Genomic DNA, 13,082 nt, shown 5'->3' with positions numbered 1-13,082 from the left:
GCGGGCTCCTCGTCTGCGGAACGAGTCTGGTCCGACCCGCTATCCGGCTTCTCCTCGTCCGCTATCCGGCGTCGAGCCGGCCACGCGCACACGCCGGGCGGTACGGGGCCGACAATTCGGCAGTGCCCCGTACCGCCCTCAGCCGGGTGTCGGACGGATCAGTACTGCTGACCGTTGCAGCCGGCGGTGGCGCACCTTCCGGTGATCGTGCACAGGTCGGTCGGCCGGAACCCGCCCGCGACATCCTCGGTCGCCTCGACCTCAAGAGCGGCGAAGTCCAGGTCGTCGAGGTCGATGAAGTTCTCGCTGGCGGACGTTCCCGGCACGGCGGCCGAGTTCGTGTCGTACGACATGCGTTCTCCTCGTGGTCGGACCCTGTTGGACGGCCGGCGTACCGGCCTGTGTCAAGTCTCGGGCCCGGCGCTATCCCCGCCCTATCCCGCGGCGATGCGTCGGATGACGCCCTCGGGCAGGCTGGCGGCTCGACGCGCCAGCTCACCCACCCGCATGACGCGACCCTGAATCCGCACCCTCGGGTACGGGTCAAGCTCCGCACCGCGGACCACAGTCACGGCCAGAGCATGCAGTGGGCCCAGCCGGCGATCGAGATCAGCTTTTGCCGGGGGTGCCCCTACGCTCCAGGGTCAGCTGGACCGTAGGGGCACCTGGTCGACCACACCCACCCGAGCCGTTGCGGTGGCCTGGGCGGGCCACCGGGATCAGCCCGTGGTGCAGGAACGGATCTGCGGTCTGGCGCTGCTGTTGCCGTTCATCATCGTGGTGAAGCCGAAGGTGTTGCCGCTGCCGTTGGACCGCATCGTCATCACGTAACCGGTGCTGTCCCAACTGGGGGAGCCGTTCCAGGTAGTGGAGACCCGCTGCGGCGGGGTCAGAGCCACGACCACGGTCCAGTTGCTGGCCCCCTGAACCGTCACCGAGGTGTTGTACCGGTCACCCCAGACGTTGGGGGTGGTCGCCGTCGCCGTGCACCCGCCGCTGGGAGGCGGAGTGGTCGGCGGCGGAGTGGTCGGCGTGCCGGTCGGCGGCGGAGTCGTCGGCGGCGGGGTGCCGTCCGGGGCCACCGCCCGGCCGGTGCTCGGTGAAATCATGCCCGGACAGAGGTTACGGCTGCTCAGGTTGGCCATGATCTGCGGAATCGCGTCGCGGGTGTTCTGAATGCCGTCGTGCATCAGGATCACCTGGCCGTCCTGAAGGCGGCTGGCGTTGGAGACGATCTGGCTGACGCTGGCGCCGTTCCAGTCCTGGGAGTCGACGTCCCAGATCACCTGGCGCAGGCCGAGCGACGAGGCGACCGACTGGAGGGTCGAGTTCGTCTCCCCGTAGGGCGGGCGGAACAACTGCGGCCGGACGCCGGTCGCCGCCTGGATCGCCGAGTTGGTCTGGGAGAGGTCCGACTGCATCTGGCTCTGGTTCATCGAGGTCATGTGCGCGTGGTTCCAACTGTGGTTGGCCACCCACATGCCCGCGTCGACCTGGGCCCGCGCGGCGGACTGGTTGTTCTGCACATTCTGGCCGACGTTGAACATGGTCGCCCGTACGCCGTTCGCGCGCAGCACGGACAACAGGGCGCTGGTGCTGCCGGTCGGCCCGTCGTCGAAGGTGAGGCCGACGTACCCGTTGCAGGTGGCGGCGCTGGACGGAGCGGCGGCGACCGCGAGACCGGCGGCGGTCAGCGCCACAGTGGAGGCGAGCACTGCCAACCGGACGGTGAGACGCGATGTTCGGAGGGCGGACGGGCGGCGGGAGCCGCGGATGCTGGCGTACATGCGCAGGTCCTCCTTGGGACGGGTGACACCCGACGACGCGTGGCTTCAATCGACACACGCTGATGTCGCAGTGCTCGGAGTATTGCAGCGGCGTTTCGAACAGGTCAATGATTTTCCGGAAGTTTTCCGGAAGGATCGGCTCTCAGCCAGTCGCTGCGCATCCAGCGCCGTTGCTGTCAGCTTGGCCCTACGGCCGCTGGCCGACCTTGTCCACGATCGCCTGGACGGTGGTGTCGGTTCCCGTTCCGAGATAGGCGTACGAGACCGGGTCGAAGATCCACATCGCCGTGCCGTTCCCGAATCGCCAGGACACGCCCGTGCCTTGCCTCCCGGTGGCATCCACCGCACCCTCGACAACCGTTACTCCCTCGATCTTCGCCGCCGCCTGGTAGAGCGCCGCTCGCTGTGCCGGCCGGAGGTAACGCGAGGTCGCCAGATGCCACATGTCCTTCGCGATGCTGTTCGTCTTGTTCGGCGCGGGATCGCCGTTCAGGTGGGCGTTCTGTTCGTTGAGGTAACGCACCATGGCGTAGACATCCGTCGGAAGATTCGGCAGGTAGGCAGGCATGGGTGTGCACTTCTCGCCCCGCTCGGTCCCGGAGATGTAGCGCCCGTCCCGGCAGCCGGCAAAAACGAACCGCGCCATGCCGCTGCTCTCGCGGTTGAAGCCGAGGCCGTCCCTGGTGCCGTCGATCGAGTACCACCGCTCGGCGTTGACACGCCCGTCGCGTCCCACCTCCCGCATGTAGAGGTACTGGTCATCCCGCGGCAGTACGTCCGGCTCCCGGGCTGCTGTCTCGGCCGCCGCGCCGAGCACCTGCGAGACGGGCCGCAGCGACAGCTTCGTGCCCGGCCCGAACCCCGGCGTCTCCGACACCATGCCCGGAGCGCGTACCGGACCGGCCGATGGCGCCGCCACGTCCTGGAACGGCTCGGGCGGCACGGCCACCCCCACCATGACCACGGCCACGGCGGCCGCCGCGACACTCGCCGCCGCACCCCACGCCCAGGCGGTACGGACCCGGGCGGCCCGGACGCCACGGCGCGTGACGGCCACGAGATCCTGTGCCGGCGGGGCAGCCGCGGCGTCGGCCGCGAACAGCTCACGCAGTCGCTCTTCGATCACGGTGCTCATCGGGTCTCCTTCACGGGGGAGAGGGCGGCGAAGCCACGCAGCCTGGCCAGGGCACGGGATGCAGTCGCGCGCACAGCGCTCTCGGTGACGCCCATGGCCTCCGCGATCGCGGCGTCGTCCAGGTCGAGGTAGTACCTCAGCACCAGCACTGTCCGCGCGCGCGGTGCGAGACCCGCCAGCAACGTCCGCAAGTTCTCGCGTTCGACGACTGCGTCGCTCGGGTCCCGCATCTCGTCGGCGGCGGCGTCACCCAGTTCCGCGGGTCGTTCACTCGTCCAGCGTCGCCGTCGCCAGCTCAGGTGCGCGTTGATCAGCATCCGACGCACGTAGGCCTCGGGGCTCCGGGCCGCCACCACCTTCGACCAGTGCCGGTACGCGTCAACGAGCGCGCTCTGGGTGAGGTCTTCCGCAAGCTGGCGGTTCCCGGACAACACGAATGCCAGCCGCAACAACGACTGGCCGTGCTCGGCCACAAAGCCCTCGAATGTCATGCCTGACTCATCAGTTGCCATCGCCCTGTAGACGCACCGACGATCCGCGTCCGCTGCAACCGATCACCGATCGGTGCGCGCGGGGGTGGCTGGGCGACCCGATGCGAGGCGGCACGACCGCCGCTGGACCGCACGAAAAAGGAGCCGTCCCGGTTTCCCGAAACGGCCCCTCATCTGCTGTGCGCCCGAAGGGACTCGAACCCCTAACCTTCTGATCCGTAGTCAGATGCTCTATCCGTTGAGCTACGGGCGCTTGTGCTCGGCCAGTCTACACACCCGGCTTTCGCGCGGAGACTCCGGGATTCGAACCCGGGAGGGGCTTTAAGACCCCAACCGCATTAGCAGTGCGGCGCCATAGACCAGACTAGGCGAAGTCTCCCTGGTGACCCTGAGGTCACCGCGCCCGAGGATACAGGCCCGGACCCGCCCGGGGCAAAGCGGATACCGGGACCGGCCCTCGCGACCGCGTTTCCGTCGTGTGCCAGATCACGCCCACGGCTACGCTCCATCGATATGCAGGAGCAGCCGCCGAGCGATCCGCCCCGTCGCGAGCCTGCCGCGAAGGCCCGGCGGACCCGCTCCCCCCGCCCCACGTTCAGTCCGCCGCCTACGCCGGAGCCTCCCACCGGGAGCGCGATGAGCGACACACCACCGCCTCGGCGTCCGCGCCGGGCCGCGCCGACTGTCGTCTTCCAGCCGCCGACGGCGGCCGACGCCGCAGTGCCGGCACCGCGACCACGCCCGGCCGCCGAGCCTCCGACACACGATCCGGGTACGCCTGCCGCCGCGCAGCCCGACCCCGTGCCCGCCGAGACTGACGCGAGCACGCCTCCGGACAAACCGGCCGCGCGATCACGCCGTCCGGCCGAGGAGTCGGTGCCGACCGAACCGCCGAGCGAGGACGAGACGCCGAAGCGGACCCGCCGTGCGCCCGCCGCGAAGAAGGCCGTCCCGAAGGAGGCCGCTCCCGCGGTCAAGAAGGCCGCCCGGAAGGCGACCCTCCCGAAGCAGGCGGCGCCCGAGGCACCGCCCGAGCCGGAAGCCACCGTGTCCGGGCAGAAGCCCGGCGGGACCGACGCGGTAACGGTGGAGAAGCCCGGCTCCGCGCCGGCGAGAAGAACCCGGACCACCAAGAGCGCCAAGGCCCCCATGACCACCGAGGCCTCGACGGCGGCCACGGGCGCCACCCCCGCCACGGCGGCCACCCCGGCCACACCCGCCACCGAAGCTACGGCCGTTACGGCGACCACCCCAGCCACGGCGGCCACTTCCGCCATAACGGCTACGGGCGTGGACGCGACGGCCGAAGCGAAGCCGCACGACGAGACCGAGAACCTGCCGGCCACCGTCGACGTCCAGCACGCTGCGCGTACCCAGGAAAAGGGCTGGCGGGCGGTGGGGCCGCAGCTGCGCGACCACCCCGGGTTCGCGCCGGAGCTGCTGGCGCTGGCGGCGGTGGACGCGCTCGGGCCGCGCGCCCGGGACTGGGTGGCGCAGGTCCGGCGGGCCTACCCGGAGGCGGACGCCGACGGGGTGGCCCGGCTGGCGACGCGGCGGTTCGTCCGGATGGCCGGTACGGGTGGGGCGCTGGCGGCTGGCGCCGGGATGTTCGCGCCGGTCGCGGAGCTGGCCGCGGTGCTCTGGACGCAGGCGAACCTGGTGCTGCACCTGGCCGCTGCGTACGGGCGGGATCCGGCGCATCCGGATCGGGCGGCCGAGCTTCTGGTGCTGACGTTGGTGCACCCGGACGACGGCACCGCGCGGGCGGCGCTGGCGGCGGCTCTGGCGGCCAACGAGCCGGCGGACGGGCCGTGGGGGCGGGCGGCGCAGGCGGCGTGGCGGCTGGCCACGCCGGTGGCGGCGCAGGCGGGCGGGTGGCTCGGGCTGCGGCTGGCCGCCCGGTTCCTGCCGGGTGCGGCGGCGTTGGCGGCCGCGACCGGCGGTACGGCGACGGCCGAGCGGGTGGCCGCGCGGGCGGTCGCCCGGTACCGGCCCGGCCGCACCTGATCAACACGTGTTCGGCGAGGTGGCGGGGTCCGTCGGGCCGCGATACCGCCACCTCGCCGAACCGGCGCGGGCCGACGACCTGCCGGGCCCACGGAACCACCAGGCCGGGCAAGCCGGCAGCCGGGGTCAGAGCCAGTCGAACCAGGACTTGGGCAGCATCGCGTACCCGACGAACGCGAAGATGTCGAGCAGCGTGTGCGCGACGATCAGCGGGGCCACCCGGCGGGTGCGCAGGTAGAACAGCCCGAAGATCACGCCCATGACGGCGTTGCCGACGAACGCGCCGAAGCCCTGGTAGAGGTGGTAGGAGCCGCGCAGCAGGGCGCTCGTGGCCAGCACGGCGCCGATCCGCCAGTTGAGCTGCCGCACCCGGGTGATCAGGTAGCCGACCACGATCACCTCCTCCAGCACGGCGTTCTGCACGGCGGCGAGGATCAGCACCGGCACCGTCCACCAGAGGTCGGGCAGCGCGGCCGGGACCAGCGTGGCGTTGAGGCCGAGCTGCGCCGCCGCCCAGAACAGCGCCAGCCCGGGCAGGCCGATGAGCGCGGTCAGGCCCGCGCCCCGGGCCAGGTCCGAGCCGGGCCGCCGGAAGTCGACGCCGAGCGTCCGTGCCGGGTCGCCGGGGTCGCGCGCCAGCAGGTGTACGGCGAGCAGCACCGGCAGCAGCGCGAAGACGATCCCGAGTAGCTGGTACGTCAGGTCGAGGTAGGGCCGGGCCGACGCCGAGGTGTTCAGCGCGGCGGTCTGCTTGGACAGCCCACCGGTCGCGGTGAGCTTCGCGATCAGCGACACCAGCGCGTACACGGCCGACTGGCCGAGGGACAGACCGAGCACGAGCAGCGTCTCGGTGCCCAGCATCCGGCGGGAGACCGGGCGGGCCAGCTCGTCAACCGTCACCGGACCATGAAATCACTTCGGCGTCCCGACCTGGCGATCGCACAGTCTGTGCGACCGGCATACACGCTCCGTGGAGATTCTATTGCTGCCGATCCGCCCGTACGGAGAAGGAGCGTGCCCCTGTGGAGAACTTCGCGCGGCTGCTGAAGGAGAGCTGGGCCCTGGTCGAGGAGGACCGGGAGCGGCTCAGCGGTCACTTCTACGCCCGGCTGTTCCTCCTCGACCCGGAGCTGCGCAAGCTCTTCCCGGTGCAGATGAACGGGCAGGGCGACCGGATCCTGGAGGCGATCGTCACCGCGACCCAGACCGTGGGCGACCCGGAGAGCTTCGACGAGTACCTGCGGGCGCTGGGCCGGGACCACCGCAAGTACCACGTGTCGGCCGAGCACTACGCGACCATGGGTGTCGCGCTGCTCGACGCGCTGCGCAGCACCGCCGGGGACGGCTGGAACCTGGAGTACGACCAGGCGTGGCGGGAGGCGTACGCGAGCATCAGCGCGCGGATGCTGGCCGGCGCGGAGGCCGACGGCAACCCGCCGTACTGGCACGCCGAGGTGCTCACGCACGAGCGGCACGGCCCGGACACGGCGGTGCTGACCGTACGCGCGCTCCAGCACCCGCTGCCCTGGCAGGCGGGGCAGTACGTCAGCGTGGAGGTGCCCCGCTACCACCCACGGGTGTGGCGGACGTACTCGGTGGCGAACGCGCCGAACGAGGAGAACGTGCTGGAGTTCCACGTGCGGACGCCGCCCGGCGCTGCGGGCTGGGTGTCCGGCGCGCTGGTCCGCCGCACCAAGCCGGGTGACCTGCTGCGGGTGGCCGCGCCGATGGGCTCGATGACGCTGGACCCGGAGTCCACCCGGGACGTCCTCTGCGTGGCCGGCGGGGTCGGGCTGGCGCCGATCAAGGCGCTGGTGGAGGAGCTGACCCGGGTCAACCGCACCCGCTGGGTGCACGTCTTCTACGGCGCGCGCCGCCCCGACGAGCTGTACGGGCTGGCCGGCCTGGAGGACCTCGTCGCGACCCACCCGTGGTTGTCGGTGACGCCGTCGTGCAGCGAGGACCCGGACTTCGGCGGGGAACTCGGTGACGTGTCCGAGGTGGTCACCCGGTACGGGCCGTGGACCACACACGACTGTTACGTCTCCGGCTCGGCCGCGATGGTCCGGGCCACCCTGCGGGCGCTCGCCGCCGACGACGTCCCGCCCGATCACATCCGGTACGACACGTTCGGCAACCTCTGAACCTTGCTCCCCCCGAGCCGGGTCGCGTGCCCCTGCCCCCTGGGGCACGCGACCCGGCCCCCCGTTTCAGTAGCGCCAGGGGGTGCCGGTCTCGCGGTACTCCTCCACCGGCACGAGCGGCACGCCGGGCGCCATCCGGTCGACGTAGAGCCGCCCCTCCAGGTGGTCGATCTCGTGCGCGACCAGCCGCGCCATCGCGTACTCGAACGAGGTGATCACCCGGCTGCCGTCCCAGAGCGCGTGCTCCACGTCGATCCGCAGCGGCCGGGGCACCAGGCCGCGGTGGTCGAAGAAGGAGAGGCAGCCCTCGTACTGCTCGTCGGTCTCGGCGGCGGTGTCCACGACGCGCGGGTTGAGCAGCACCACCGGTTCGGCCGCGCGGTCGGCGGGCCGGACCAGCGCGGCGGCCCAGCCGATGCCGAGCTGGGGCGCCGCGAGACCGACGCCCTTGCTGAACGGGTGCAGCTCGTCCAGCCGGGCCAGCATCGCGGCGAGCCGGTCGATGACCTGCCGGGCGTGCGGCTCCTCGGCCGGCAGGTCGAACTGGCGGGCCGGCTGCCGCAGCAGGTCGTCGCCGCGCTGCACGATGCCCACGGCACGCATCCGGTCGCTGGCCCGCACGCGGGCGCCACCGGTGGGGGCGTTGTCCGGCTCGGCGTCCGGCTGTGGGCTGCGGAACCGCCACTGCATCCGGTAGCGGGCGTTGAGCGGCGGGTCGTCGGTCCCCCAGTCGAAGATCACCCGGTCGCCGTCCACGGCACGCTGGATCGGCGTACGCAGCGGTCCTTCCTCGGCCGACAGCGAGGTCTCCGCGCCCCGCACCTTGGGGTCGAGGTCCGCGGGCAGGTCGAGCCGCACCGCCAGGTGCCGGGTGGGCAGGCGTACGGCCCGCTGGAACCAGGGGCCCCACTTGTCCTGGCCGACGCGGTACGCGTACTCGATGGTGACCCGGTCGCCCGGGTAGAGCGGGAAGCGTCCCTCGTCGTTCTCGAAGAGCAGCCAGATCTCCTTGAACGCGTCCCGGTCGTGCTTGGCCCGCCAGTGCATCGGCTCGCGTCCGCTGCCGTCGTCCCGGTACGCGGTGAGTTGCAGCTCGGCGAAGGTGAGCGGGTGTTCCCGGTGGTGCCGGTTGGAGCGGCCCGGGTCGCTCGGGTAGCGGTCGACGGCGACCCGGACCAGGTAGCGGGTGACCGGTTCGGTGCCCGCGTTGTACAGCTCCCGCCGGATCGCGCAGTGGTAGCCGTCGCCGATGTGGGTGAGCGTGGCCACCTCACGCTCGACCACGAGGCCGGTGCCGGGCGGCAGCCACTGCCCGGGTACCGGCGGGTCGCGGTGCGCTCCGCCGGCGCGGCCGTGCCGCAGCTCGTCGTACTCCCGGAAGCGCTGCCAGATCGCGCCGCTGGCCTCCAGGACGGCCTCGGCGCGGCGGGCGAAGTCCTCGGTGGGCCGGTGCCGGCGCCCTTCGACGTGGCTGACGTAGGACGGGTCGAAGCCCATCAGCGTCGCCAACTGCTTCTTGGACAGCCCTCGGCCGGTCCGGTGCCGGGCAAGTTCCGCCGCGAACGAGTCCGCGGCACGCTCGATCGGTGAGGTCGTCATCAGCTTCCTCGTGGCGGGAAGCCCATTTTCACGTTGGGTGGCCGAACGTGTACGGAAACTGCCTCGTATTCGACATACACCTTGACATCTCAACGGAGCGCGTCGATCCTTACACCGTGCGTCGCCGTTTCCGGCGGCGTTTTTCGTCTCCCGGGCCGGGTAGTACGCGACCGGCGCCGGAGTGACCGGGACCTCCCCGCGATACCGCGACGTCACTTCCCCTCCCGCCGCGGGAGTGGTTAGGCTAGCCTTAGCTACGGTCGACGGCGCACGCCGGCCGACAGGGCGACCAGACAGGGGACGGCCAGGTGACTGCGGTGATGCCGGGGCGCGACGCCGCCACCCCGTTCGCCCCGGTGACCGCAACCCTGCGCGCCATGTTCGGCACCGACGACCTGCCCGGGCTCGCGCCCGGCCTGCTGGTCCGCGACGAGCTGGACCGCTGGTCCCCGGCCGCCCGGCTGATCGACGGCACACTGCTTCCCGAGTTCCTGACCCGCGCCGGCCGCCGCTGGGGCGGCACCCCGCACGCCTGTGCCGCGCTCGCGTGGAAGTCCTACAGCTACTGGACGGCGCTCCCAGCGGTGCTCGGCTGGGCGTCGGCCCGGCGGGTGCCGCTGCTCGATCCGGCCGACGTGCTCGTGCACTTCGAGGACCACCACCAGTTGCTCACGCTGGGGCTGCGCGCGTCGACCCCGGTGGCGGTGCTGCCCGCTGACCCGCTGGCGCTGGCCGGCGCGCCCGGCGTGCGGGTGGTGCCGGACGAGGCCACGCTGCTCGGCGCGCTGCGCGCGTCCCTGCTCGACGCGCACTTCGCCCCGCTGATCGCCGCCATCCAGGGCGAGGTCCGGATCGGCACCCGTACGCTGCTCGGCTCGGTGGCCTCCGGCATCGCGCACGGCATCCTGCGCGCGGCGGACGCGCTGCCCGGCTCGTCAGTGGCGACCGTCGGCACGCTGCTCGGCGCGCTCGACCTGAGCGACCTGGTCGAGTTGGTGCCCGGCCCGGGCGGCGAGCCGACCGTGCAGCGGCGCACCTGCTGCCTGGCGTTCACGCTGCCCCGGCCCAAGGTGTGCCAGGGCTGCTGCGTCCGCCAGGGCTGACCGCTCAGTCGGCCAGCGGCCGGACGTCCCACAGCCACACCCCGCCGGTACGGGTGGGGGTGATCCCGCTCAGCTCCGTCATCGCCCGGCGCAGCGCCTCGGCCTGCGGCAGCCGGGGGTCGAGGATCACCGCGCCCGCTCGCCAGTAACGCAGGTCGTCGACGGCGGCCACCCGGTCCTGCGGCGTGATCGGCGGGACCGCGTCGGTTCGCCGTACCGTCTCGAAGAATGTGCTGGTGGGACGCGGCGGCGCGGTGAACAGGGCGATCCGGTCCCCGCCGGGTCGGGTGTCCGGATAGAGGAAGTAGCCGCGGGCCAGCGGCATGTCCAGCCGGGTCTCGGCGGACCAGCGCAGCGGGACCGCGTACGTGGTGTCGGGCAGCGGCAGCGTGACCACGCTGCGCCCGTCCGCCACGTAGGGGCGCCAGGCGCCGGAGGTGACGAACGCCGGAGTCTGGTCGAGGCGCTTGGCCGGCAACGGGGTGGGCAGGATCGGCAGCAGCGCCATCGCGAGCACGGTGACGGCGGCGAACCGGATCTGCCCGCGCGCCTCCGGGTGCCGGGCGGCGAGCCGGCGGACCTGCTCCGCGCCGAGCGCGAGCAGCACGCCGATGATCGGGGTGAGCGCGAGCGACCAGCGGGTGGGCACCACCGAGTGCAGGACCGGCAGGTTCTCCAGCGCGGCCCAGGGGCCGGGAATGCCGGTGTCGCGTCCGTCGTAGCGGATCTCCCGGCCGAGCGAGAAGAGCGCGAACACGAGGCCGACCGCGGCCAGGCCGAGCACGACCGCGTTGCGGCGCATCCACCAGACCAGCGCGATCACCAGGATCACCAGCGGCCAGCCGAAGAACGCGTTCTCCTCGGTGGCGTTCTTGACAAGCGGTTCACTGCCCCGGGCGTCACCGGCCACCGACTCCCGCGACCAGGCGACGTACGCGGCGAGGTCGGTGGAGTAGCCCCGGATCAGCGTGGAGAGCCCGCTGTACGCGCCGGGACCGAAGAACTGGACCCAGAGCGGGTACGCGAGCAGCGCCCCGGCGACCACCGCGGCCACAGCGAGTCCGGCGGCAAACGGGCGGGCCGCCGAGCGCAGCGCGGGACGGCCGAGCGCGAGCGCGAGCACCACCGCGCCGAGGCCGATGGCGGTCATCAGCAGGATCTCCAGGTTGAGGAACGCCTGCCAGACGATCACCAGGGCGAGCAGTACGCCGTTGCGCAGCCACCGGCCGGGTTCGGCCAGGCGCAGGGTGCGCCAGATGATCAGCGGCACCACGAACTGGCTGACGATGTTGGGGTGCGAGTTGGCGTGCGAGATCATCGCCGGCGCGAACGCGCAGAAGGCGGCGCCCAGCCAGGCCGGACCGCGGGACCGCACGACAACTCGGGAGAGAAGGAAATACCAGGACACGCCGGTGGCGGCGAGGCCGAGAGTGAGGAAGATCAGGAATGACCAGCGCGGACCCGCCCAGAGCGTGATCGGGGTCAGTGGCAATGAAACGGATAATACGGACGTATTAGCCATGAGATTGACGACATCCGGCACATTCATCCGGTCCGAGGTGAACGGATAGGCGAAATCCGTGACGACGCGCGCACCATGCGCCATCATCCATTCGAATTGCGCCTGATCTGTACGATTGTCCCGGATGCCATTGCGAGGGTCCACCCACAACCGGGCGGTGACCCAGAGCGCGAGCAGCACGAAGCTGAGCACGGCGAGCGCATCGATACGCCTGCCCTGCCCCGTTTTCGACGGGTCCGCCGCTGATTCCGGAGTAGTCATGACATTTCAGAGCGTAGTCAGGGTATGACCGGCAGGTGCAATGTTCCGCAGACTCACGTACTATGTGCCGAGTTCGCCGATCGCCGATCAGGCACCCCTCCGCATCACAATTCGACCCCCCTCCGTCCCCCGATTTCCCCATCAGCCATCCAGATGGTTGACTCTGACGGTCCAGGCGCGGGTCAGTCATATCGTGAGGAATCGACGCATGGCAGAAATCACTGGGGATCAGCGCGTCCAGTCCGAGGTGCTCGAAGGCCTCGCGACCGCGGTCAACCACCGGCAGTGGTTCGTCGAGCTGGCGGTGCCCTACCTCGGTGACAACCCGATCGAGATCGGCAGCGGCCTGGGCGACTACGCCTCCGCGTGGGCCGAGCAGGTACCCCGGATCACCGCCACCGAGGCGGACCCGGACCGGCTGGTCCAGCTCAAGGAGCGGCTGTCCGACCACCCGGGCGTCGAGGTCCGGCAGATGCTGCTCCCGCACCACGAGCGCGGCGACTACAGCGCGGCCGTCTCGTACAACGTGCTGGAGCACATCGACGACCACGTGGGCGCGCTGCGCAGCATGCGCGACCTGGTCCGCCCGGGCGGCGCGGTGGTCATCATCGTGCCGGCGTTCCAGTTCGCCATGAGCCCCGCCGACATCGCCACCGGCCACGTCCGCCGCTACACCAAGAAGACGCTCGCCGCGGCGATGACCGAGGCGGGCCTCACCGTGGAGCGGATCCACTACGCCAACGCGCTCGGCCTGATCGGCTACTTCATGGCCACCAAGGTCTTCCGGCTGATGCCGAAGGAGGGCCCGATGGTGAAGGTGTACGACACCCTCGTGCTGCCCGTCACCAAGGCCGCCGAGCAGCGCGTCCGCCCGCCGTTCGGCCAGTCCGTCTTCGCGGTCGCCCGCGTGTAAGGAAGGGCCCCTTTTCTCCGTGGGTACGCTGAGCAACGGATCAGGGGACGCGCTCCTGCCGATTCCCCCGAACGTCGACCTGCGCACCTACACCGTGGTCGACATCAGCGCGGAGCAGTA

General features: G+C 71.5%; 11 protein-coding genes, 2 tRNA genes and 1 pseudogene. 5 read left to right on the top strand and 9 right to left on the bottom strand.

All coding sequences use genetic code 11. From position 1 onward, the window contains the following. Positions 1-158: 158 nt before the first annotated feature. The 6 genes from AMK25_RS29925 to AMK25_RS29900 all read right to left on the bottom strand — a co-directional run bounded on the left by AMK25_RS29925 (position 159) and on the right by AMK25_RS29900 (position 3,792). Positions 159-353, bottom strand: a complete 195-nt coding sequence (locus AMK25_RS29925; RefSeq protein WP_073831709.1) for a hypothetical protein — start codon at positions 351-353, stop codon at positions 159-161. 366 nt (positions 354-719) lie between these two features. Beyond that, a complete protein-coding gene (locus AMK25_RS29920; RefSeq protein ID WP_083664868.1) occupies positions 720-1,787 on the bottom strand; it encodes a polysaccharide deacetylase family protein in 1,068 nt (355 codons plus the stop codon). A 187-nt stretch (positions 1,788-1,974) separates the two neighbouring features. Then, entirely contained in the window at positions 1,975-2,922 is a 948-nt protein-coding gene (locus tag AMK25_RS29915) for a CU044_5270 family protein (protein ID WP_073831708.1), read from the bottom strand. Continuing rightward, entirely contained in the window at positions 2,919-3,413 is a 495-nt protein-coding gene (locus tag AMK25_RS29910; RefSeq protein WP_073831707.1) for a SigE family RNA polymerase sigma factor, read from the bottom strand. The genes AMK25_RS29915 and AMK25_RS29910 overlap by 4 nt, the downstream gene beginning before the upstream one ends. 180 nt (positions 3,414-3,593) lie before the next feature. Next, a tRNA-Arg gene (locus AMK25_RS29905) sits at positions 3,594-3,666 on the bottom strand. Between the two features lie 35 nt (positions 3,667-3,701). Continuing rightward, positions 3,702-3,792: transfer RNA gene (locus AMK25_RS29900), tRNA-Ser, on the bottom strand. A 422-nt stretch (positions 3,793-4,214) separates the two neighbouring features. On the opposite strand from AMK25_RS29900, the gene AMK25_RS29895 reads away from it, so the two are divergent. Continuing rightward, entirely contained in the window at positions 4,215-5,420 is a 1,206-nt protein-coding gene (locus AMK25_RS29895; RefSeq protein ID WP_241826559.1) for a hypothetical protein, read from the top strand. Positions 5,421-5,546: 126 nt separating this feature from the next. Here the strand turns inward: AMK25_RS29895 and AMK25_RS29890 are convergent, their stop codons facing one another. Next, on the bottom strand, positions 5,547-6,320 hold the full coding sequence (locus tag AMK25_RS29890) for a CPBP family intramembrane glutamic endopeptidase (protein WP_073831706.1): 774 nt from the start codon (positions 6,318-6,320) through the stop codon (positions 5,547-5,549). Between the two features lie 122 nt (positions 6,321-6,442). On the opposite strand from AMK25_RS29890, the gene AMK25_RS29885 reads away from it, so the two are divergent. Then, complete coding sequence (locus AMK25_RS29885) at positions 6,443-7,564, top strand: globin domain-containing protein (protein ID WP_073831705.1); 1,122 nt, start codon at positions 6,443-6,445, stop codon at positions 7,562-7,564. 66 nt (positions 7,565-7,630) lie between these two features. Here the strand turns inward: AMK25_RS29885 and AMK25_RS29880 are convergent, their stop codons facing one another. Further along, positions 7,631-9,163, bottom strand: a complete 1,533-nt coding sequence (locus AMK25_RS29880) for a peptide deformylase (RefSeq protein WP_073831704.1) — start codon at positions 9,161-9,163, stop codon at positions 7,631-7,633. A gap of 320 nt (positions 9,164-9,483) precedes the next feature. On the opposite strand from AMK25_RS29880, the gene AMK25_RS29875 reads away from it, so the two are divergent. Next, complete coding sequence (locus AMK25_RS29875; protein ID WP_073831764.1) at positions 9,484-10,266, top strand: hypothetical protein; 783 nt, start codon at positions 9,484-9,486, stop codon at positions 10,264-10,266. Between the two features lie 4 nt (positions 10,267-10,270). Here the strand turns inward: AMK25_RS29875 and AMK25_RS29870 are convergent, their stop codons facing one another. After that, complete coding sequence (locus AMK25_RS29870; protein ID WP_073831703.1) at positions 10,271-12,049, bottom strand: hypothetical protein; 1,779 nt, start codon at positions 12,047-12,049, stop codon at positions 10,271-10,273. A gap of 208 nt (positions 12,050-12,257) precedes the next feature. On the opposite strand from AMK25_RS29870, the gene AMK25_RS29865 reads away from it, so the two are divergent. Then, positions 12,258-12,962, top strand: coding sequence for a class I SAM-dependent methyltransferase (locus AMK25_RS29865; protein WP_073831702.1), 705 nt, complete (start codon positions 12,258-12,260; stop codon positions 12,960-12,962). Between the two features lie 10 nt (positions 12,963-12,972). Further along, positions 12,973-13,082 (top strand): annotated as a pseudogene (locus AMK25_RS33295) (anti-sigma factor); the annotation flags it as partial.

Origin of the sequence: Micromonospora sp. TSRI0369 (assembly GCF_001905625.1) — a bacterium.
Taxonomy (GTDB): Bacteria; Actinomycetota; Actinomycetes; order Mycobacteriales; family Micromonosporaceae; genus Micromonospora; species Micromonospora echinospora_A.
The sequence above is the reverse complement of the archived record's forward strand: the minus strand, read 5'-3'. Positions and strand labels throughout refer to the sequence as shown.